Origin of the sequence: Paenibacillus thiaminolyticus, assembly GCF_007066085.1 — a bacterium.
In the GTDB taxonomy this organism is placed as follows: Bacteria; Bacillota; Bacilli; order Paenibacillales; family Paenibacillaceae; genus Paenibacillus_B; species Paenibacillus_B thiaminolyticus.
Map to the genome: position 1 here is coordinate 535,156 of NZ_CP041405.1, position 22,873 is coordinate 558,028.

Annotated in this window: 19 protein-coding genes, 3 pseudogenes and 1 other annotated feature; of the genes and pseudogenes, 16 read left to right on the forward strand and 6 right to left on the reverse strand. The window is 39.6% G+C overall.

The features are described from left to right. From rfbG to FLT43_RS02310, 7 genes and pseudogenes are all read left to right on the forward strand, one after another. Positions 1–1,122: a CDP-glucose 4,6-dehydratase gene (rfbG, locus tag FLT43_RS02285; RefSeq protein ID WP_087443934.1), complete on the forward strand. Its 1,122-nt coding sequence runs from the start codon at positions 1–3 to the stop codon at positions 1,120–1,122. Continuing rightward, positions 1,119–2,903 (forward strand): thiamine pyrophosphate-binding protein, encoded by a 1,785-nt coding sequence (locus FLT43_RS02290; protein WP_087443524.1) that lies wholly within the window; start codon positions 1,119–1,121, stop codon positions 2,901–2,903. The genes rfbG and FLT43_RS02290 overlap by 4 nt, the downstream gene beginning before the upstream one ends. Positions 2,904–3,015: 112 nt before the next feature. After that, on the forward strand, positions 3,016–4,203 hold the full coding sequence (locus FLT43_RS02295) for a glycosyltransferase family 2 protein (protein ID WP_087443523.1): 1,188 nt from the start codon (positions 3,016–3,018) through the stop codon (positions 4,201–4,203). A gap of 19 nt (positions 4,204–4,222) precedes the next feature. Further along, a complete protein-coding gene (locus FLT43_RS02300) occupies positions 4,223–5,317 on the forward strand; it encodes a glycosyltransferase family 2 protein (protein ID WP_087443522.1) in 1,095 nt (364 codons plus the stop codon). A 472-nt stretch (positions 5,318–5,789) separates the two neighbouring features. Beyond that, positions 5,790–6,248, forward strand: a complete 459-nt coding sequence (locus FLT43_RS02305; protein ID WP_087443521.1) for a cupin domain-containing protein — start codon at positions 5,790–5,792, stop codon at positions 6,246–6,248. An 18-nt stretch (positions 6,249–6,266) separates the two neighbouring features. Continuing rightward, positions 6,267–6,388: pseudogene (locus tag FLT43_RS30740) on the forward strand (RHS repeat-associated core domain-containing protein); the annotation flags it as partial. Between the two features lie 662 nt (positions 6,389–7,050). After that, a pseudogene (locus FLT43_RS02310) lies at positions 7,051–7,413 on the forward strand (IS110 family transposase); the annotation flags it as partial. Here FLT43_RS02310 and FLT43_RS02315 read toward each other — a convergent pair. Further along, a pseudogene (locus FLT43_RS02315) lies at positions 7,405–7,662 on the reverse strand (IS1380 family transposase); the annotation flags it as partial. The pseudogenes FLT43_RS02310 and FLT43_RS02315 sit on opposite strands and share 9 nt — an antisense overlap. A gap of 228 nt (positions 7,663–7,890) precedes the next feature. Between FLT43_RS02315 and FLT43_RS02320 the strand changes: the two are divergent. Beyond that, positions 7,891–8,337, forward strand: coding sequence for a hypothetical protein (locus tag FLT43_RS02320; RefSeq protein ID WP_087443933.1), 447 nt, complete (start codon positions 7,891–7,893; stop codon positions 8,335–8,337). 16 nt (positions 8,338–8,353) lie between these two features. Here the strand turns inward: FLT43_RS02320 and tnpB are convergent, their stop codons facing one another. Further along, on the reverse strand, positions 8,354–8,509 hold the full coding sequence (tnpB, locus tag FLT43_RS30745) for an IS66 family insertion sequence element accessory protein TnpB (protein WP_369124654.1): 156 nt from the start codon (positions 8,507–8,509) through the stop codon (positions 8,354–8,356). Positions 8,510–8,854: 345 nt separating this feature from the next. On the opposite strand from tnpB, the gene FLT43_RS02330 reads away from it, so the two are divergent. Continuing rightward, a complete protein-coding gene (locus FLT43_RS02330; protein WP_087443519.1) occupies positions 8,855–9,091 on the forward strand; it encodes a hypothetical protein in 237 nt (78 codons plus the stop codon). 15 nt (positions 9,092–9,106) lie between these two features. After that, positions 9,107–9,412, forward strand: a complete 306-nt coding sequence (locus FLT43_RS02335) for a hypothetical protein (protein WP_127510956.1) — start codon at positions 9,107–9,109, stop codon at positions 9,410–9,412. Between the two features lie 305 nt (positions 9,413–9,717). Here the strand turns inward: FLT43_RS02335 and FLT43_RS29175 are convergent, their stop codons facing one another. Next, positions 9,718–9,969 (reverse strand): hypothetical protein, encoded by a 252-nt coding sequence (locus FLT43_RS29175; protein ID WP_181823472.1) that lies wholly within the window; start codon positions 9,967–9,969, stop codon positions 9,718–9,720. Positions 9,970–10,048: 79 nt separating this feature from the next. Between FLT43_RS29175 and FLT43_RS02345 the strand changes: the two genes are divergently transcribed. The 5 genes from FLT43_RS02345 (at position 10,049) to FLT43_RS02365 (ending at position 17,454) form a co-directional block, all read left to right on the forward strand. After that, positions 10,049–10,375, forward strand: coding sequence for a hypothetical protein (locus FLT43_RS02345; RefSeq protein ID WP_127510957.1), 327 nt, complete (start codon positions 10,049–10,051; stop codon positions 10,373–10,375). Positions 10,376–10,861: 486 nt separating this feature from the next. Next, positions 10,862–11,105: a binding site (T-box leader), on the forward strand. 109 nt (positions 11,106–11,214) lie between these two features. Beyond that, the gene (locus FLT43_RS02350) at positions 11,215–13,095 is read left to right on the forward strand and encodes an alanine--tRNA ligase (protein WP_164776569.1); all 1,881 of its coding nucleotides are present in this window, start codon (positions 11,215–11,217) and stop codon (positions 13,093–13,095) included. A gap of 447 nt (positions 13,096–13,542) precedes the next feature. Beyond that, positions 13,543–14,895 (forward strand): tyrosine-type recombinase/integrase, encoded by a 1,353-nt coding sequence (locus FLT43_RS02355; protein ID WP_087443515.1) that lies wholly within the window; start codon positions 13,543–13,545, stop codon positions 14,893–14,895. Then, on the forward strand, positions 14,895–17,027 hold the full coding sequence (locus tag FLT43_RS02360; protein WP_087443514.1) for a site-specific integrase: 2,133 nt from the start codon (positions 14,895–14,897) through the stop codon (positions 17,025–17,027). Before FLT43_RS02355 ends, FLT43_RS02360 begins: the two co-directional genes overlap by 1 nt. Then, on the forward strand, positions 16,966–17,454 hold the full coding sequence (locus tag FLT43_RS02365) for a hypothetical protein (RefSeq protein WP_127510985.1): 489 nt from the start codon (positions 16,966–16,968) through the stop codon (positions 17,452–17,454). The genes FLT43_RS02360 and FLT43_RS02365 overlap by 62 nt, the downstream gene beginning before the upstream one ends. Before the next feature lie 56 nt (positions 17,455–17,510). Here the strand turns inward: FLT43_RS02365 and FLT43_RS02370 are convergent, their stop codons facing one another. Beyond that, positions 17,511–18,506 (reverse strand): DGQHR domain-containing protein, encoded by a 996-nt coding sequence (locus tag FLT43_RS02370; protein ID WP_087443512.1) that lies wholly within the window; start codon positions 18,504–18,506, stop codon positions 17,511–17,513. Between the two features lie 144 nt (positions 18,507–18,650). On the opposite strand from FLT43_RS02370, the gene FLT43_RS02375 reads away from it, so the two are divergent. Further along, entirely contained in the window at positions 18,651–19,010 is a 360-nt protein-coding gene (locus FLT43_RS02375) for a helix-turn-helix domain-containing protein (protein ID WP_087443511.1), read from the forward strand. A gap of 511 nt (positions 19,011–19,521) precedes the next feature. Here FLT43_RS02375 and FLT43_RS02380 read toward each other — a convergent pair. Both FLT43_RS02380 and FLT43_RS02385 read right to left on the reverse strand, forming a co-directional pair. Beyond that, positions 19,522–22,095 (reverse strand): AAA family ATPase, encoded by a 2,574-nt coding sequence (locus FLT43_RS02380; RefSeq protein ID WP_087443510.1) that lies wholly within the window; start codon positions 22,093–22,095, stop codon positions 19,522–19,524. A gap of 335 nt (positions 22,096–22,430) precedes the next feature. Continuing rightward, entirely contained in the window at positions 22,431–22,862 is a 432-nt protein-coding gene (locus FLT43_RS02385; RefSeq protein ID WP_164776667.1) for a protein-tyrosine phosphatase family protein, read from the reverse strand. Between the last annotated feature and the right edge of the window lie 11 nt (positions 22,863–22,873).

Sequence of the window (22,873 nt, forward strand, 5' to 3'; positions counted from 1 at the left end):
ATGAGAAGCACATCATTTTGGTCAAATCGAAAGGTCTTGATTACAGGACATACCGGATTCAAAGGAACCTGGCTTGCTTTATGGCTTCATACGTTGGGGGCTGATGTGACGGGGTATGCGCTGCTGCCTTCCGGCGAGCCGAATTTATTTCGTTTATGTGGGCTTGATCATTTGATTCGCTCCGTCATAGCGGATATCAGGGAGCAAGAAGCACTTCTTTGCACCATTCAAGAGGTACAGCCTGAAGTTATTATCCATCTGGCCGCTCAACCATTAGTTCGATATTCTTACTTAGAACCTGTCCACACCTATGAGGTGAATGTCCTGGGGACCGTTCATTTGCTCGAAGCGGTGAGAATTGCTACAGCTGCCAAAACACCGATCAAGGCAGTGCTTAATGTAACGTCGGACAAATGCTATGAGGATCAGGAATGGTTTTGGGGATACCGTGAAATTGACAAACTGGGCGGGTATGACCCTTATTCTAGCAGTAAAGCATGCGCTGAGCTCGTCACAGCATCCTATCGGAACAGTTACTTTAACAGGAAGGACTATGATGTTCACGGTGTCAGTATTGCCACGGCAAGAGCAGGCAATGTGATTGGGGGAGGAGATGGGTCGGAGGATCGAATTGTTCCGGATTGTATGCGGGCTATACTTGCAGAAAGCAAGTTGTTGATACGTAACCCTGCAGCTACACGGCCATGGCAGCATGTGCTTGAACCGCTGCAAGGCTATTTGCTGCTTGCGCAAAAGATGGTGGAGCGTGGACCCGAAGTTGCGGAAGCATGGAATTTCGGACCTATGGAAGAGAGCGTGAAAAGTGTCGAATGGCTGGTGAAGAGAATCGGGAAGCTTTACGGAAATGATGACTTCTATGAGTTGGCAGCAGGAGAGCATCCCCACGAAACGGCCAATCTCGGGCTCGACAGCTCGAAATCCAGGCGTGTTCTAGGCTGGAAGCCGGTATGGAACGTGGAGCAGGCGCTGGAAAAAGCAGTAGAGTGGTTCACGGCCTATCAGAACAAAAAGGATATGAAATCTGTATGCTTGCAGCAACTAGCAGCCTACACCATTGCACGAGAGCGGGAGATGATTAGCTGTGAAGGGGGAGAAATGTGAAGCTATCTGACTATGTGATCGATTTCATTAAAAAACAGGGAGTTTCTCACATATTTGAGCTTACGGGAGGAGCTATCGTTCATTTGCTTGACTCTACCTATGATCGAAAGGATATCGACTCTGTATCTGTTCATCACGAGCAAGCGGCGGCATTCGCTGCGGAAGGATACAGTCGGATCAACGGTAAGCTTGGCGTTGCTATGGGTACGAGCGGACCCGGGGCGCTCAATATGTTGACGGGTATCGGAAGCTGCTATTTCGATTCGATTCCTTGTCTATTCATTACGGGGCAGGTAAATACGTATGAATACAAATTTGATCAACCCGTTCGGCAAATTGGTTTTCAGGAAACCGACATCGTAAGCATCGTAAAGCCGATTGTGAAGTTTACGGAGATGATAACAGATGCAAAGCAAATCCGCTATAGCCTTGAGAAAGCAGTATTTATTGCACAACACGGCCGTCCCGGTCCAGTATTATTGGATATACCTATGAATATTCAGCGTGCTCAGATCGATCCGGATATACTTGGCAGCTTCTTCGACAGCGAGGAATTTCGCAGCTACACAGACTTTAAGAAGCCTTGTGCGGCTAGCGACATAGCGGAAGTCATTCGACTGCTCGATAACTCGGACCGGCCAATCATTCTCATCGGAGGCGGTGTTCGGGCTGCGGATGCGGTTAAGGAACTTAGCGAGCTGGTCGTGCATACACGCATACCGGTTGTAAGCTCACTAATGGGGCTCGATGCGCTGCCCTGGGCACATCCGATGAGTACGGGACTTATTGGCTCCTACGGTAATAGGTTCAGCAATCTTGCTTTGGCCAACTGTGATTTCCTGCTTATTCTAGGCTCACGGCTCGATACGCGTCAGACCGGGACACGGCCGGAAACGTTTGCAAGAGCGGCGAAGAAAATCCATGTGGATGTCGAGGAGGTGGAGCGATACGGAAAGGTACGTGCGGACTTGTCGATCCGTGCCGATGTAAAGCAATTTCTCCGCGATCTGAATAAGGCGCTGGCGTTACGGTCCGCTGCCGATTACTCTCCATGGTACGAAGTCATTCAACGTTATAAGGATCTCTATCCAAGCGGGGGGAAGACTTCGAATCCGGAACATATCGATCCGAACCGCTTTATGGAGCTGTTATCGGCGCACAGCGGCGAAGGCGACATTATTGTATTGGATGTCGGTCAACATCAGATGTGGGCTAGCCAATCGTTTCGGCTTAAGGAAGGCCAGCGTCTCTTGAATGCGGGAGGCATGGGAGCGATGGGATTCGCGCTTCCCGCCGCGATCGGAGCGGCAATGTCAGCTCCGGGGCGGCAGGTTATTGTTATAGCAGGCGATGGCGGCATTCAGGTGAATATCCAAGAGCTTCATACGATTGTTAAGAACGGGCTCCCAATCAAAATATTCGTGATGAATAATCATAATTTGGGCATGGTGCGGCAATTCCAGGATTTATATTTTGACGGTCGGCAGCAGTCCACGGTTCAAGGATACGGTTGTCCCGATTTGGTGAAAATAGCAACGGCGTATGGGATTCCAGCTACAAAAATTGAAGCGAATGAAGAGGCAGCAGTCAAGATCAATATCGCTTTGCAAGCGAAAGGATGCTACTTCGTGGAAGTCAATTTGGAAATTCATACAACAGTGAGTCCCAAGCTCGTCGTGGGCAGGCCGATTGAAGATATGTTCCCGTTCCTCTCCCAGGAACAATTACGTGCCGCAATGCTTATACAACCACTTTCATCATCAAATGATGAGGCAGAATGAGAGGTTCAGTGCTGAAAATCGGCCTTTTTGATCACGCAGAATGAAGAATGAAGTGGATTTAGGCGCCAGTGCAGGCTTGCACCTTGGATCCTGCCAAATATGAGGTGATGTCGTGACCACCAGTATTATAATTTTGACCCACAATCAGCTTCCTTTAACGTACCAGTGTTTGCAGAGCATTCGTTTGCATACCCAGGATTATGAACTTATTGTTATCGATAATGGATCGACGGACGGCACGGTTGCTTATTTGGACGCACAACCCGATGTAATCGTTCATGCAAATAACAAAAATCTTGGTTTTGCCAAAGGTTGCAACCAGGGAATTGAACTATCGAAGGGGGAGACGATTCTTTTTCTAAATAACGATACGGTCGTTACGGAGCATTGGCTGGAAAATATGCTGAGTGTTCTGTATGAAAACGAAAGAGTTGGAATGGTTGGACCTGTTACGAACTATTCGAGCGGACACCAGCAAATTCCAGTACCTTACACCGATTTAAGTGGACTAGACTCGTTCGCACGGCGGCACTGTGAAGAGAACGCAGGCTGTTATTCGGATGTAAGACGTTTGGTCGGTTTTTGTCTATTAGTCAAGCGATCTGTTCTGGATGAAATCGGATATTTTGATGAAACGTTCGGTCTGGGCAATTTCGAGGACGATGATCTTTGTTTGCGAGCTTTGCGCAGTGGATATTTGCTAAGAGTGGTTCATAATTCCTATATTCACCATATTGGTCATGCGACGATGAGCCAACTTCAGGAAAGCAATCTGGCCCTATTGTTGCAGCAAAATCGCCTTAAAGCATCGGAGAAGTGGGGAAAGGACATCCATCAGCTTATTTATAAGCCACTGACGAAGGTTAGCCTGTGCATGATTACGCTGGATGCCGAGAAGACGCTTTGTCGATCATTGGAATCGATTCTCGACGAGGTAGATGAAATCATTATTGTTGATTTGGGATCAACAGACAACACGGTCGAAATCGCTAGTAACTATACCCCTCATGTATTTAGCTTACCCGTTCAGAAAGATGATGAAGCTCCATACCGCTATGCGTTTGGGCAAGCAACAAAGCCGTATGTCATTTGGCTGGATCAAGGCCAGGTGTTTACCAGCAATCTCATTAAAAAGCTATGCAGCTTGAAATTCACGCTGGATGATGATCAGGATAAGATTGCTTTGTTCGATGACAAAGTGATTTCTTCGGATGAAGAAACCCATGGAGAGGACGTCCAGGCACCAAAGCGCCCTTTCTTATTTAGAAGAGCGGCTGGATTTCAAATGCCGATACACTAGAGAAGGGGGAGTAGACACCTTGATCACGATTAGTTTATGTATGATTGTTAGGAATGAAGAGGAATCACTCGCGAAGTGTTTGTCATCCGTTAAGGGAATTGCCGAAGAAATTATTATTGTGGATACAGGCTCAACTGATCGAACGAAGGAAATTGCGAGGCAATTTACGGACCGAATTTTCGATTTCGAGTGGATTGATGATTTCTCTGCCGCCCGCAACTATGCTTTTAGCAAAGCTACGAAAAAATATATATTATGGCTGGACGCGGACGATATCATTAAGGAGAAAGATCGGCTTCTGTTTATCCAACTAAAGAAAAAGCTATCCCTCGATGTGGATAGCGTGACCATGCATTATTATCTTGCAGTCGACGAGGCGGGCAATGTAACTTGCAGCTTGAAGCGAAACCGCTTGGTTCGAAGAGACCGCAACTTCCAATGGATTGGTGCAGTTCATGAATTCTTGGCTGTCAACGGAAATATACAGAGCAGCGAGATCGGTATCACGCACTGTAAAAACAAAGTGTATACAGACCGTAACTTGCAAATATATCTCAAGCGGGAGCGGGAGGGCAAGCCGTTTACGCCAAGGGATTTATACTATTTTGCCAATGAACTGCGCGATCATGCCCATTATAGAAAGGCTATCCTGTATTACGAACAATTCCTGGATGGCAAGCAAGGGTGGATTGAAGACAATATCCAGGCGTGCCTGAAGATGGGGGATTGTTATGCAAAACTGGAAGACAAGGAAAAGTTTATTGAATCGATATGCCTGACATTGATTTACGATAAGCCAAGAGCTGAGTTTTGCTGCACGATGGGAAATTATTTTTTGGAGAATCAGCAATATCAATCTGCGATATACTGGTTTACAACAGCAACTGACTACAAACCCGACAGCAATCACATGGGTATGGATAATCCGAGTTATTATACATGGCTTCCGCATCTGCAGCTATGCTTTTGCTACGATCGACTAGGGCAACATGAGAAAGCAAATGAGCATAACGAGAGAGCTCTGTCCTATCATTCGCAGCATCCAAGCATGCTGTATAATACAGAATATTTCCGGAAACTGTTTGCGGAACGCACGAAGGAAATAGAAAACTAATAATGCAAGCCGAATGACAATTACACATATCTAGCCGCTAGAAATGGCTGTGGTATGGCATCTATTGGCATCAACGTTGAAGAATGTTCACAAAAAGTTTAGGTTTATCTATTGTAAATAGCTATGTAGAGGATAAACTAAAAGGGAGCATGCATTTGAATCTACAGCGTGTGGAACAACAGTTTCATTCACGTTTAAAATGGAATAAAGGACTACAAAGGCGTAGTCTTACTAAAGCAAAGAGGCTTAAGGTTATGGTATTCCTATTTGATAGGAAGCGATATAACTTTAAGCCTCTTTGTGTTTATTCTCTGGTATGGGAACATTAACAACACAACTTGTCCTATCCAAACTTTATATCCAGAATATGGCGTCATCGTTCAAAAGTGTATCACAGCTGTAATGGTTGCTATGCTCATTGCAAGTAAAATGGTTCCAAAAAACTGCACCTAAGAAGTAGAGGAGGGTACCCATGAGTATCGATAAAAAGATGATTGAAGAGATGGTTCGTAAAATCATCATGGAAAAAGTAGGGGCTGATGCTATTGAACAGAACGTTCATAGAGGTCCTGGAGGGATTACTTCTGTTAAAGTGCCAAATATGAAAGTAACAGAAGAGGATCGTCTCGATACAGGCAACCCTAATGATATCGTCTATTGTAAAGATCTTTTTTCGCTAAAGGAAAGTCCAAGACTTGGCTGCGGTATCATGGAGATGAAAGAAACAACCTTTGACTGGACACTTAACTATGATGAAATTGATTATGTGATTGAGGGACATCTGGATGTTATCATTGATGGCACAAAGGTGTCAGCTGGTCCAGGAGAAGTGATCCTGATTCCAAATGGAAGTAAGATTCAATTTTCTGTGCCAGAATATGCACGATTTATCTATGTAACATATCCGGCTAACTGGGCAGAACAAGCGTAACATTCTAATTTCTACTCGCCGGAGGAAAAGCGGTTTATATCGGAGGATATGTATGAAGGGGAACTGACGAACCCGCTGAGTTTGAATCGGTATACGTATGTGAGAATAATCCGCTGAAATATATTGACCCAAGTGGACATGCAGAATGTGGAGGGGATACGAACTGCAATCCGAAACCCAAACCGCCGCAACATTTGTGTCATTAATGTAGGCCATTTGTATGCTCAAGGGTTTCTCAGTGCATTTGCCAAGCAACAATCAACAAGGTTGATTAAATCGTCAGAACTACATCAAATGTTTGTCAAAGTGCCTGTAATTCATACGGGCACTTTTTTTGTTACTTTTTGTTACATAGAATAGGAATGTCCTCAAGTTCTTGTCATTCATGTCCCAAAGTTCTTGAATCGACAATAATTCAAAAACCAATTATGAACAAGAAAAAAAGCTAGCTGCATTAAGGGCGCTGGCTTATGTAGAAGACAAGATGATAATCGGGATCGGAAGCGGAAGCACGGCAAGCCACTTTATCCAACTTCTCGGAGAGAAAGTGCGAGAAGGGCTTCAAGTAATCGGCGTGCCTACGTCCAAAGAGACGGAGCGCCTCATCCCACTATGACACTCTATATCCCCCAAAAAGATAATCTCATCGATGTACGGCAATCTCATCGTCGTGGTGATAGGAAGGTATAAATATAATATGTGTAACAATTATAAAACACAGAACGAACAGAAGCTTGGCTGTTTCACAAAACCCGTATTACTTTAAGTTAGTTATAATATCTAAGATCAAGCATTACAAAAACACCATGGTTTCACTAAACTTGTAGGGTGGATGAAGGAGCTCCAGGAACAACATCACAAGACGGATATCGTCTTTGGGATCGAGCCCACCGGACACTACTGGTTCCCGTTAGCTGAATTTCTTGGGCGAGAAGGAGTCAAAGTCGTCTTAGTTAATCCGCATCATGTCAACAAAAGCAAAGAGCTCGAGGACAACTCGCCAACGAAGAACGATTATAAAGACGCCAAGGTAATCGCCGACCTGGTGCGCAATGGGAAATACAGCGAGCCTAAACTGCGGTCCAACGTCTATGCAGACCTTCGGATCCTGATGAATCTTCGAGAGAAGGTCATGGCGAACTTTGGGCAAGTCGAACGCATCATTGCCAGCATCCATGCGCACGAGCAGCGGCGAATCGGTGATTCGGCGGGCATAGTCCAGACTGTGCGATAGAAACGCAGCCGCTTCTTTTTGCACATGCATGCTGCCTTCGCGCAGATTGACGTTGATGCCATAGCCTTCCTGCCCTAGATAGGCAAAAAACGGCGCATAGCCGTCCACCTTTTTGTACGTCGGGGACACGCCTTCTTTCCGGGTATGACTATTGTCGAACGGCGAGACGTCCAGGTCCAGGGCACCTCCCAGGTGAATTCAAGACAAACGGGAATTCTTCCCTTTTCGCTAGTTTACTTCACCGGGGGCTGTTTTTCTAACCTTTTCAGTTTTTTGTTTCACGGATTCAGGGATACTTCGAAGTCCCAATCTTTAACAATATCGTAACATATTATGTATTTCTCCTATTTTATTTCGTGGTAAGATTTACCTGAAAGAAGGATTACATCCAAATTGGGAGGGATAGTTTTGAAAACAAAAAGACCAAAATCGCTAGTGAAAAAATGTACAGGAATTGCGTTAGCAAGTGTAATTGGAATTAGTAGTCTTGGTGTATTCGCAACGAGTGTAAGTGCCGCTGAAAATAAGAACCAGGTGAATGTGAACCAATCACTTAAAGCAGAAGAAATAACGATTACTCAGTTACGGGTTACTATCCAGCATAAAGATGATCCCTTTATTAATCATGTTAAAATATTCATTGATAAACACCTGGAAGAATCGGAATTTTTATGGGGGAAAGTTAGTAATTCGTTAAAAAGAGATATCGTAGATCTACTTACAGGAGATAAAAAAGACTACTCTTACAAAGTTAGTAGAGCTCTTATTGTACACTTTTTAGAGGTCCCGTCCTTATTAAAATCATCAAGTGCAGAATTTAAAAAAGAAATCCTTCAATTACTCAAATACTTATAGATATATGTAATAAGGTCTACTCATCTAATGGAGTAGACCTTATTATATTCTTGGATAGGCGAAGTTTCCGGGAAAACCAGAATATCCGTAAGCAGGTACAAAACACGAACAGGGCCGAGGAAAACGGATTGAGCTCAAATTGTTCCTGTACAATCGCGGCCAGTCCATCGATCTAAAATACTGTATTTTCATATAGTGTTACACACCATATGTGGACATCCGTTTCATTGAAACGGAAATGTCCTTTTTTTGTGTAAATGAAGGTGGAGGTTGTGGAGGAAATGGCTTCGTTTTTTCATGCATATTGTCCTGAAGGAGTGAACAGTAAATACCGTCTCATTGTTTTTGACGATAAGAAGGAAGCGTTCATTCCTCTTACAGAGTTTTATCACGATCAGGTCAACAGAATCAGTGAGAGTTCCGTAATCGCATACAGGGGCGAGAATATCTGAGATATTAGAACTTACCGTTAAATGCCGGGATAAAACTAAATCCACATAAAGCAAGGCACTGGTTTGTGACCTCCATGTTGCGCGGCATTTATGAGCAATCTGAAACAACTGCCCAAATCGAAGACAAGAAGAAGCAGCTTATTGAATATATGAAATGGCGAGACCCAGAGACATTATTAAGCGTGTATGAGCATTATTACGATGAACAGAAATTCCGAGATTTGCATGAGAAGCTTCAGGAAAGCTACATGCAACGCGAGAAAGAGTACTTCAAATCAGCTAAGAAGCGCTCAGTGATCTGAAGGGATGGAACCGTAGTGTCTACAGCAGTGCAATTACAAGAGGAAATCCAAGACAAAACCTGGGGAGCCCTTCTTAGCGGTAAAGTATCGGAGGAACTGTTACTTTTGTCTGATCCAAACGGAGATTACTACTGGGATAAAGTTAAGGAGAAAAATATCAAATATTTTGTTCGGCAATGTGCAGGTCATCCGTGGGCAAACCATTTTGCATTAGCGCTTATATGTTTGTCCGACCGAAATTTAACACCACAATCGATTATGAATATCACGAGTTCTCTGAATGCTCGATTTCGGGATTTGTTCAATCATTTTTCCTTATGACAATAGAGATTTTAGCGTTCGTACAAAGGCCATTACTAATGCAAAAACCAAGCGAAAAGAAGACACTTCGGCTGTAACTCCGTTATTACCTGAAATAAGGGCAGAGGGGCATCTTAGATGGAATCAAGTGCCGGCTGCGTGAAGCTTACCGTACGGCCATTATGAACGTTAGAGAGCAGCGATTGGCACTTCCAATAGAATTTCATTACCAGAGGTCGAGTATGATGTTGATAGCAGAAAACATCTATTGCCACCGAAGAGATATATTTTTCAGTACCAGTCGAGACACGTTAACGTTATAACACTTAATGCGATCCTTCGTTTTCTTTTGCATGGTATTGTGATTCAATCTGCAGAAGGCAATCAAGTTGTTTTGAAAGCTCATCTGTTGAGACATGCATTTGCGACACATGCGGTTCAAACGGAAAAAATACCGGTCGACATTGTGAAAACGCTGCTCCATCAAAAGGACATTGAGGTGACTTCATACTATTCTGCACCCACAGCTCAACAGGTTTCCGAATCAATAAACTCGCTTCACGAAAACTGGATTTCATATTTCGATATCCAAAAGGGGATTCTTAGGGGACCGGAAGAGCTTAAAGAGATTTATGAAGATTACCGCGAAAAGGTACCATGTCAAAGGTAGTGGGAGGTATATGTACTATTGACTCTGTATGCCCGACTAAAATGGCTTGTGTCGGATGTGGAGCAAAAGTTCCGCGTCCGGAATTTAAAGACGAAATAGCCGCCTTTTATAATTGGGCGGAGGAGAGTGAAAAACGATTTGAGCAGTTGGGTCTACTCCTTGAAGCAAAGAAAATGAAGATCGCAAAAAATAGAGCTAAAAACGAACTTAAGGAAATACAACTGATAGAGAAATCTCAAAGGGATGAGACATATGCGCCGGAAATCCGTATCACCTCCTTACCGAACTGTTTCGGACAAATCAAAGGTTATTGATCCAGAAGGAATAGGTATCCACCAAAACACAATTCGTAAGAACCAAGAACTTCATAATCATTTTCTTCAGTATAGAACAACCAAGGTTTATAATCCGCGTAAAAGGTCATCTAAGCCCTTAGATAATGATCTGGATGCTTTCAAGCACATAAAACAGGATCGCGACATAGATCGAGTCAGACAGCGTTATATGCAGTTAACAAAGCCAGAATTGGTTGATCTACTGATTCTGATGGAACAGTATATTGCATATCAGAATCAGCATTGGCTGAAAAGTCAATTTGAGAAGTTTATCAACGAATGAATCCTATCTCTATCTCTTTAACAAGCAATAGCCTTCAAAATAATTTGGCTAAAGTCAGAGGATGCGAAGCAACCGAATTGCCAAAGCTGATGGTAGAATCGACAGACTTATACCTTATAAAAAACAGTGGAATTAAATTGACGGAGCAAGTTGAGTGTGATAACATTGGTTTAACTTAAAACGAAAAGGCTATGATGAGAAATAGTAGGTATTAGGGATCTCACAGAGAGAAGATGGTTGGTGCGAATCTTCATTGATCTAATAGTGAAGCAGTCTCGGAGCTGTGAACCGAACAGAGGAATCTTAGTAGGCTTCAACGGAGTTCCACCGTTATTCAGGAAACAATATCGGAGATATCCCGTATTGATAGAGTGCAGAGAAATCTGAAATTAGGTGGTAACACGGACATAATAGTTCGCCCTAAGTTGACAAGAAATATGTCAGCTTAGGGCTTTTTTGTTTTATTTCTTCTCGTTTGAATATCTGCAAAATAATTTTCCGAGAATAAATAATAATTGAAATGGAGGTATTGAGCATGGTGAAAATGACACCAGATGAGTTAAGAAAATCATATATTGATTTTATGAAAGGAATAGGGGCTAGCCAAGTGCCCTCTTCTAGCTTGTTACCAGAAAATGATCCCTCAACGTTGTTTACAGGAAGTGGAATGCAACCTATGGTTCCATATTTATTGGGGGAAAAGCATCCGATAGGTAATGAGATTGCTAATATTCAGAAGTGTTTAAGGACAGTGGATATTGATGAAGTAGGAGATACGTCGCATCTGACATTTTTTGAAATGATAGGTCGATGGGAGTTTAAAGCAAATGAAAATAACTATAAGAAAAAGCAAATCGATGCCATTTGGAATTGGCATATTATCGAATTAGGAATTGATCCTGGCAGGCTGTATATCAGTGCTTTTATAGGAAGTGATGATTTGAATATACAGAAAGATACGGAAGCCATTCAAATCTGGTCAGAAAAATTTAAATCAGTTGGTATAGAACCTATCATTGAAGATGATCCCTATCAATATGGAGCATCCAGGGGTGGAAAAATATTTCTATACGATGAAAAAGAAAATTGGTGGAGTCGAGCCGGAAGTCCATTGGATATGCCTGTTGGTGAACCGGGTGGGCCTGATAGTGAAATGTTCTATGATCTTGAACCAGGCGGTGATTCACTGGATCATCCTGCTTCTGTAAGCGAGAGGTTTTTAGAAATTGGGAACAACGTATTTATGTGTTACAAAAAAGAAGACACAGGATTTGTAAAAATGCAAAATCCCAATATTGATTATGGAGGCGGATTAGAAAGGGTTGCAACAGCCCTTAATGGTGACAAGGATATTTATAATACGGTTTTCTTCCTTAATCCCAAGAAAAAATTGATGGAGTTAAGTGGTAAACAATATACTGACGATTTAAAGTCATTTAGAATCATACTTGATCATGTGAGAGCGGCTACTTTTCTAATTAATGATGGTGCGGAGCCAGCTAATAGTGATGCAGGGTATATAACAAGAAGGTTATTAAGAAGGGCGATTCGTGCAGGTAAAAAAATAGGTATACAAGGAAGTTTTGTGGGTGAGTTGTCTGAAGTTTATATAGATGAAGCAACAGCTTATGAAGATTTGATCGGTAATAAAAAGAAAGTTATCGAAATAGTAAATAAGGAAGAAAATCTTTTCTATAGAACTTTACAGCAAGGAGAATTTGAAATACAAAAACATCTTAAGAATAAGGGTAAAGTTACAGGTGCAGATGCCTTTTATTTTTACGAAACATATGGGTTTCCCTTGGAGTTGACGGAAGAGTTTCTAACTGAAAGTGGATATAGCATGGAGGACAAGGCGTCTTATATAGAGGCGGCAAAGAAACATGCTGAAAAGAGCAGAACTGCTTCTGCGGGTAAATTTAAAGGTGGATTAGCTGAACATTCAACAGAAACAACAGCGCTGCACACGGTATCTCATTTATTACTTGCTGGTTTAAGGGAAGTTTTAGGTGATCATGTTCATCAACAAGGAAGTAATATTACTTCAGAACGATTACGGTTTGACTTCAACCATGATGAAAAACTTACGCCAGAGCAAATAGCTGAGGTGGAAAAGTATGTGAATGATGCGATTTCATCAAAAGCAGTTACCTATATTTCAGAGATGCCGAAAATTGAAGCGAAAGAAAGTAATGTTGAAGGGAATTTTTGGGATAAATATCCGGATATCGTTAAGGTGTATACAATCAAAGATAACGAAGGGAAAGTTTGGAGTCGAGAAGTATGTGGAGGACCTCATGTAGAAGATACAACAAACTTAGGAAAGTTCAGTATTAAAAAAGAACAATCTTCTGCTGCTGGAGTTAGAAGGATTAAAGGAGTAATTAATAAATATTTCCAGAACGCGGAACAATAGCTGATGTTTTAGGATTGCCATTTGTAACAACGTTATGAGTTGCCGGGAATCCAGGGTGAATGATAAATCCGGCAATCGAAGAGGGTTTGACATCGCTTGGCCTTTCCGTTGGCGGTACCGGAGCACAGTATTCAAAGAAAAAGCAATTCGGATTAAATCCGAATTGCTTTTTTACTGCAAGAAAGGGGAACTTATAAAAAAACAGAACGAAAATCGAGCTATATGGTGTATGACAGTAAATGAAAATTCAGTAGTTACTAGGCATTAAATCGATTTATATACATATGTACAAAATACTATATAATATTAAATTACAAGTTTTGTTGACGGTACCATGATTTTCTTATAGTTTTATATAATGTGTCACATAATATTAAGGACACTCGTTTTGATTCTACGAGAACGTCCTTTTTTTATGAAAATAAAGATGGGGGCAGGGGGGGGCGAATGGGGTCATTTTTTCATATTTATTGTCCAGAAGGAGTACAGAGTAAATATCGTCTAATTGTATTTGATGATGAAAAGAAGCCATTTATTCCATTGATTGAATATTATCATGATCAGATTAAGAGAATAAGCGAAAGCTCTGTAATTGCATACTTAAACACATTAGAACCTTTTTTCTTATGGCTTAAATATAAAAGCCATTATAAAGGAACACTCGTTTCATGGGATCATAAACCTGAAGCCATAAAAGAAGCAGTAAGACAATATCTAATACAAGAAATGCACTGTAAGATTCGAGGGCGTGAGCATCATGAAGGTATTTATCTTACTAAGAAGAGTACGAAAACAGTGCAATTGTTTTTGTCAGCTATAAAAGGGTTCTATAAGACAATGATTCGATTAGGAACTTATGCTGACACTAATCCACTAATTGATATTGAATTTGATACCAATTTACCTGAGCGAGCTGGTGAAAGACCGAATAGACCACGCCTACATCAAGCTGCTGGCACTGAGGAACCGATATCTTATCGAAAACAAACAGACTCATATTTCAAGATTATTAATGAAGAATGGGTTCCAGAAATAATCGGTGATTGGGATCTCCCATACCGTATATATCAAGCTGGAAGTAACCAAAATTGGCGATTAAGAGATGAAGTTATAACGAGGTTTATGTTTGAAACAGGTGCAAGAATATCGGAAATATTAGAACTGACGATTGGTGATTATCGATCACGTTCCGATCTTCATGAATTTGCTGCAAGTAACAAAGGGAGTTTTAAACGAAGAATTAAATTCATTCGTATCTCACCAGAAACATTAAAGCTACTAATTAAATACGTTAACTCAGAACGTAGAGAATCCGCTAATTCTCGAGAAAAGTTTAATGAGTTATCTGAGCATGAGTCATTATTTTTATCAACTAGAGGAACCATTTATACCTATTCAGCGTTCTACGCAAATTGGTCACGTATAACAAACAATGCTGGTATAAAATTGAATCCTCACAAGGCGAGGCACTGGTTTGTAACATCTATGCTACGCGGAATCTACGAAAGCTCTGAAACCCAGGGGCAAATTGAGGATAAAAAGAAACAGTTAATTGAATATATGAAGTGGCGAGACCCAGAGACATTAAACGTATACGAGCATTATTACGATGAACAAAAGTTTAAGGAACTGCATGAGAAATTACAAAAAAATTATGCAGACCGAGAAAAAGAATACTTTAAGTCATTAAAGAAGAAAAAACAAAGTGCTTTTAACCCCCAAGAACCATCTATGGAAGTTGAAATTAGTGTTGGCAAACCAGATTGGCTAAACGATTTTTACAGAGGGATGGATGAATAATGTCGGTTAAAACAGAACAAATGAATGATTTACAAGAGAAAGTTTGGTTTCAAATGCTTTACAATAAGTTGCCCAATGATCTTCTTGAATTGAGAGATTCACAAAGCAGATATTATTGGGATCAAGTAGATGAAAAAAACCTTAAATATCATATCAAACAATGTATCGGACGTCCATGGGCAAACCATTTTGCTTTGGTACTACTTTGTATAACGGATCGGAATTTGTCACCACAATCCATATTCAATATGATCAGCGTATTAAACGCACGTTTTCGTGATCTTTTCGGATATTTTAATTTATCGAATGTAAATGATTTGAACGTTATCCACGTTGAACAATATGTTACAGGACAGATATTTGAAGGACATTCGGATCGTCAAAGACATTCATTCCTAACAAACTATAATACCTTTTTGTTCAATCTAAATAAATGGGTTGGGACACAATTCACTGAATCAGAACAGCAATGTCTATTGCAATACATGCTTCCAAATTTACCGTTTGACAACCGCGACTTTAATGCTCGTACTAAGGCTGTAAATAGTGCAAAGACCAAACGTAAAGAGGATACATCAGCTATAACGCCCTTATTGCCTGATATTAGAGCTGAAGGGCATCTAAGATGGAATCAGGTTAGCAGACTACGAGAAGCGTATAGAGAAGCGGTAAGAGCTGTTAGAGAGGATGGGCTATCGCTTCCAATTGAATTTAACTATGAAGAATCGGAATACGTGAATGAACGATGGTACTTTAAATTATGGGATATTTCTAGTTTTGATCTCGAAATCTTAGATAAAGAGATAAGTAATTACGATAACAGTGAAAAAGATTACTTTTTGGAGTTTGTAAAAGCAGAGAATATAGATGATGGTTCTGAAGGTGATGGTCCTTGGTTTCTAGATATCCTTCGTTTACGTATTCTTGGAAACTGGCAGGGTAATCATCCAACTGCTGAAAAGCGAGCAAAAGTAGTAAACTATCTTAGACATTGGGGTTATGAAGTAGACGAATCCTCAAAGTCGTCATCTCCATTTTCTCCACGAAACTCGGGGCTTTTGATCCAAGGATTTCAAATTACGAGAAGGCAGCGACTTACGGATAAGCTATTGATTAACATCGAACCCATTTACGTAGCATGTATGTTCGCACGTTTTGCACTAGATGTCATAACTTCATCTGGTGCACGGATCAATGAAGTATTGCAAATTAGTTATGACAAGGATTGTTGCGTAGTTACCTTTGACAGAAATACTAGTCCACCACAAGCAAACTATATTTTGCGACTTACACCAAAGGGCAGGGAAGAACCTGAGAATTATTATTTACCAGAAGACGTATTCAAATTTATGACTGAAATAATTAAAATGTTAAAGGAATCATACAAATCTGATACTCTTCCAGAAGTAGAATTCGATGTTGATAGTAGAAAGCATCTAATGGCATCCAAGAAATATATTTTTCAGTATGAATCACGACATATTAACCATTTTTCTCTTAATGCAATCCTAAGATTTTTGTTACATGGAATCATAATTCAAGCAGCCGATGGATCTCAAGTTATTGTTCAATCTCATAAGCTAAGACACGCATTCGCAACGCATGCGGTTCAAAATGAAAAGCTACCTGTGGATATTGTAATGTCCCTACTCCATCAAAAAGATATTGAAGTAACGAATTATTATTCAATGCCAACAACAAAGCAAATTTCGGATTCTGTCAATGATCTGCATGAAAACTGGGTTTCGTATATAGACATTCAAAAGGGCTTATTAAGAAAACCTCAAGAATTAAAGGAAATATACGATGATTATCGTGAAAAAGTAGGAACGTTATCAAAAGTAGTAGGAGGGATATGTACAATCGACACCGTTTGTCCTACAAAGATGGCGTGTGTTGGTTGTGCCGCGAAAGTCCCTAGGCCTGAATTTAAAGATGAAATAACGGAATATTATAATTGGGCTAATGAGAGTGAAAAACGATTTGAAAAGCTTGGACTACCACTCGAAGCTAGAAAAATGAAAATATCCAAAAATCGGGCACGAAATGAGTTAAGGGAGATTCAACTAATTGAAAAATATCAAGAAGATCAAAAATTCGAAGTTGAAGTCCGAATCAACAAACGAAATTAAGTGGCTTAATGGTTACTATTCTAGTAATAAAGAGCGCGCATTCAAATTAGGTGTAAGTGCCATTGATTCGTTACTTAAAGAGGGAAAAAGAATATCTTATCGTTCTGTGGCATTGAGAGCAAAGGAAATAGATCCTGAAGGAAAGGGGATCCACGCAAATACTCTAAAAACCAATGAGGATCTTTACTTATATTATCTGAAACATTGTAACTCTACTAACTACAATGACCGTATAGATAAAAGTAAGATCATGTTGGATGATTCAATTTATAGGAACATTAAGCTAGATAGGGACATTGAAAGTGTAAAGAAAAGATACTCAAGATTGAGTAAAAGTGAACTCATAGCATTGCTAATTAATGCTGAGCAGTACATTGCAGAACAAAATCAAATTTGGTTAAAGCAAGAATTTGAAAAATTCTCATGATCAAGTCACAGAACAAAAGCAACATCACTTAGATGTTGCTTTTGTGTATTAATTATCTATTTAGATGCCATTATCTCATATAGATCTTTCGAAAGAGTCTTAGATCCATTTATCCCTTTCAAATACTTGAAAGGACCTTCTATAGACCAGTCGATTTTCCGCAAACGTTTAATAGCCCTAACAAACCCTTGATAATCAACATGAGTATTTTCGTCTTTCTTATAGTCATTTAAAAGCCGAGAGCCGGCCATCGCTAATGCATCTAGACACACAATATGAGTTAATCTATGCTCTTTATAATTTGACCATTCATCAGGATAGAGCTCACGTAATTGATTGAAGTACGTAAGAATTAGACCTAACTTTTCATCTTTAATTACCGTACCGAATTTACTATCTTTTAGAAAATAATTAGCAATGCGATAAAGGTTTTGTAGTGTTACATGCCTTCCTTTTGTACGTTTCCCAGTTATGCTACCTAGATTATAAAAAGGGCTATCGCTTCGTGTAACAAGCTCTGTTGCCATCCAACTCAATTCATCTGACTCTCGCTTGAGGAATTTACTTAATGATGAACTAATTCCTTTTGCTTTTGTATTTATTGTATCGAACAACTTGATTTCCTCATCATCATCCAGGTAATGAAATGCCATAAAAGGAATATTTATTTCTGAATTTGTTTCCTCAACATAACGCTTTATTCCTCCAATTCGATGCTGTCCATCCATTAATGATGCTTTACTTTTGCATATCAATCTGCCAAAGGAAGGTCTTTCTTTGCTATAGGCGGAAAATTCCCAATTGCCTGCACAATTTATTAATATAGGCGTGAAAAGCGCATCCTCACCTTTAGATAAATATGATGCGAAGTCGTCGACACGTTTAGTATCTGCTGGACGTTGATAACCCTTACCAGAAGAGTGATCATAAGGTTTTACATAAGTTATCTGTAACGCTATAAATGCGGGTAAGTAGCTTTGATATGCTACTTTACCTCTCATTTTATATTGTAATACATTTTCGATAACATACTGTTTTGCTAAATGAATCATATATCAATCTCACTCCTGAAAATATTTAGAATTGATTGAATAAATATATATCATATATTATATATTTAACAATGGTAATATATAGTTTAGGTATCTTTAATAAAAAGGTATGTACACCTACTCTAATTAGAGAGGTGACTACCTGTGATAAAAATTAATAGTTATATTGGAGATAAAATTCGTTCTTTTCGTAAATCAAGAGGCCTTACTCAGGAAGAATTAGGAGAGATGGTTGCATTACCGCAGCCATATATAGGTGGAATTGAACGGGGGGAGAGGAATATATCTTTAGACACCTTGCAAAAATTATTAGAAGCACTAGATGTAACTCCCAAAGAAGCATTTAGAGATTATCAAAACAATTTGATTTCAAAAGAAATGATAGAGGCTATTGATCGCATCGATTTAATGTTACTGAGTAGAAGCTTGCAAGAAGTTGAGTTGATTGAAAAACTTATTGTAGGAGTTATCAGTACAGTCGATGGTTTAGGGGAAATAAAGTAATCAAGTATCGATCATGATTGATCATTTATTTATCGAAGCCTATCAAAGGCGACTATCTGATGTTGGATCTAAATATGTAATAGAAAATAATCCTTGTGCGTGAATAAAACTACAGTCTATTCAATACGGGTAAACAATTAGCAAATCCGAAAGCATCGGTCAAGCAGCTCTGGACAACACGTACGGAGCTACTGTGCTCTATTGCTGGGCTGATTAAGTGATTACCTTCTGTGAGCACGCTGATAAGAATTGCCCGGTAATCTCTAAAAAGTACGTGTGGTTTCAATGACCCTCCACAGAAAGCAAAGACGAGATCATAACCGAGTTCCGTCAAGTCCGCGATGATATTAAGGCTCGTATTTAACAGTTTCTAAAAACAGGTATGAAAACTAACTAAGTCATAGTTATTTACGGTAGGACTGACTATCGTAAAACAAAAGTTAAATTACAGACAAAAACAGTCCGATACTGTATTGGACTGTTTTTGTGTTAATTAATATATATTTTGTACTCATTTCTTACGTTTATCAAAATCCTTTAACCAAACTATTATCTTCTCCATGTCCGCTCTTAACTCATCTGGCTCTGGTAACATGACAGGTGTCTCATATGGTTGAGAATGTTCATATGTAGAGTATTTTGTCATGTATTCCTCAAACATTTTACAATCATCTGCTGTGATATAAGCAAGTTTTTGGATTTTTCCCAAAGTATGTACCGAGCGCCTAAATCGTTGAACTACATCAGAAAGTAGGTCAATCTCAATGAATCGTTCAATTAAGATTCTGAAGTCGCTACATATACCTTTTGCCAATATATCGTATTCTATTCTTCCATGTTCATTCAAAACTTTCTGAGCTCTATTGAGTCTTTCATTCATGAGAGAATTTAGAGCACTTTTTGGATTTTTAGCATATACAGGAGTCCCTCCAGGTTCACCAGAACCCCATGATTCTGACCTTAGCCAAGTAACATTACATTTTACTCCTAGTTCACTTGCAACTCCTTCAAGTAGAGTCAGGAATGAAAGCCGATGAGTAAAGACAATAACTTGTCGAGATTGACTTAGTTTAGCAATCCTTTTAACAGTTGCTTCTTCAAACAATTGATCTAAGGAAGATATCGGATCGTCAAAAACAAAGGGGGCATTATTCGAGCTACCCTCAACGTCTGCAAGAAATCCTGCAAGCGACACTATACGAAACTCACCTTCACTTAATACCTCGGATGTGCGGATATTTGATGAACAGTTTGCAAGACGTATTTGATGATAGATATGTCCTCTTTCAGCTTTCGTCTTTTCTAGATTAACGTTAATTCTAGCGCCCCCGAGTTCTTTTAGTTCTTTCTGAAACCTTTTGATATACTCGGCTGTAATAAGCTCATCCGACAAGGAAGATTTCTTTGTTGAGAGAGATCTTGTATTTGTCAGTGACTGAGCAATCTTAAATTTAGAAATTCGCTTTAGACTATCAACATAATCAGAAATAGCACTCTTATTCTGATGTAACCATTTACGAGCTTCGAGCTCAATAATTTTATTTTTCAATTCATTTCTATTATCCATTTTGGACAACTTCTCATAGTCAGATGCCAGTTGCTCTTTAGCTATTGCAACTTCATCAAAGGCAGATAATATGTCTTTGGAAGGTAAGGGTGAGATTTGGTCAAGTGAAGTTGCTTCCTTTAGACTATCACTTCGCTTTTGTAGGACAGAACAAAAAGATACTACTCTCCTTTTTTCTTCATAAGATGTTATGCCAATTGAATTAAAATGCAATTCTAATAATGAATCGTTTGGCACTTCTTTAATCTTACTGAGCAAAGATTTTAAATGATCCTCTGCATCATCAGCCTGTTTGTTGAGCGCAGCTTTTACATATGATTCAAAAGAATTTAATCTTTCTCTGGCTTCGGATGAGAGGGGTTGATGGCAAAGTACACAATTAGAATTTATTGATGTATACGGAAATGTTTCATTTGGATAAGCGTGTTGCTCAGAAAATGACTTTGCATGTTCCCAGAGTAATTTCCAGCTATCAGTACCAACACCCTCAAGTGGTAGACCCTCAAAAACCTTAATAGCATCTTCGTCTGCAGCTTTCTTCTTTTTCAAATAATCTGATTTTGCATTGATTATCTCAGTACATAATTCTACACTCATGGAATCATTAACATCAGAGAGTAGAGAATGGAGCTTTTTAATGTTTTTTGAGCTGTTTCTATACTGTTTCATCTTTTCAATTGGATCTGTCTCAGTTAGTTGTTGTCTTATATTGTTAAGTTCGTGTTCATCAGCTTCTAGCCATGTACAGTAAGTATCAATATCTTTAATGGAGGTATTCTCATTGATATTGTTAAGCCACAAGATTGAAACTGTTTTTGAGCTTCCTTCAGGGGCGGATAACTTTGTTAGAGAAATACTGTCCATTTCCTGTTTAATGGCTTGTCCAACATTAATACACGTATTGGTCAATTGACTAAAAAACTGGAGGAGCCAAGGTTCATAGGCTACCTCATTTTCATCATTAACATATACATTGGCACAACTGGTATCATAAAGTTGAACGGGACTTAACTCGCTAAGTGAACCCATCTCAGGTGTCCACATTATTTCTTTTGTATTCCCATTGGAGGTATATGTTAATGAACATTCCTGAGACTGCTGATCTTGCACAAAAACATTCCCTATTAACTTACCAGGTTTTTTAGCTCCAGAGATGTGTTTTAATAAGCGAACATAGCTAGATTTACCTGAACCATTATGACCATATACAATGGATAATGAACCATCAAAATTAAGTGGATTCCTAGGTTTTAGGGCACTTATTCCTCTAACATTCTTTATTGCATCAATTCTTAAATGAGACGATGAATCTTTTGCCGAAAGACTATTGGGTATAATACTCATAAACTCGATATCTGAATCTAATATTTGTGCTTCTGCCTTGCAAAGTTCAATTAACTCTTGATGGTCTGTCTCATTTAGTGAGTTATCATTTTTAATAAGACGTGAAGCTGCATCTTGAAGCCAACGGGGACGTTCCCGTAGCCATTCTTCAACATCAGTATAAATCTGAGTCATAGGTAAATCCTCCTAAATTAGCAGATTATAGTTACATGTTACCATATGCTCATTTATTACCATAGTAAAGAACAGGATAGATTCGTATAGTTTTATAATTAAATTATGTCTGATAGATTAGAGAATAAGGTTTTAATTGATAGGGAATATGAGTTTGAATAATTGAAGAAAAGCGTAAACACTATTTTAGTGGGATGTGCGCAGTATTTTAATGAGTAAGCGAATGCATTCGGCTTTGTTTACAGTGTCATCTCTTGTACTAGTCTCATCATGGTAATTAATGAATAGGAGACACCCCGAATTATGAGGGTGTCTCCTTATTGTATTCAGCTTAACTATGGGTAAAGGCGCATTAAAGTTGCACGTTGAGCCTCATTCATCTTCAGAATAGAACGTGCTTCTCTAGCTTTAGATAAAGCTTCATCAATGTCGGATGCCAATTTTAATTCCATTAGCGTTCCAACGGCGACAGCTCCAGTACGTCCTCGACCAGCTCCGCAGTGGAAAGCGACCTTTTTTCCAGCTTGGTGATGGGTAACAACAGCATGAATTGCTTCTTTCATTTGCGATTCTTCTGTACCCTCCGCATGATCCTCTAATGGGGCATGAACTCTTGTAATGTTGAGTGGTGTAAGCTCGGAAGGGTCTACCTCTGCTCGTAGATCAACAACCACATCAATACCTTGCTCTTGGATCAGTTGATTTACATCTTTTGCTCCACACATATATAGATTTGGTATCAACTCGTGGTAAGGTTTTTCGTTCATTTCAGGCTCCT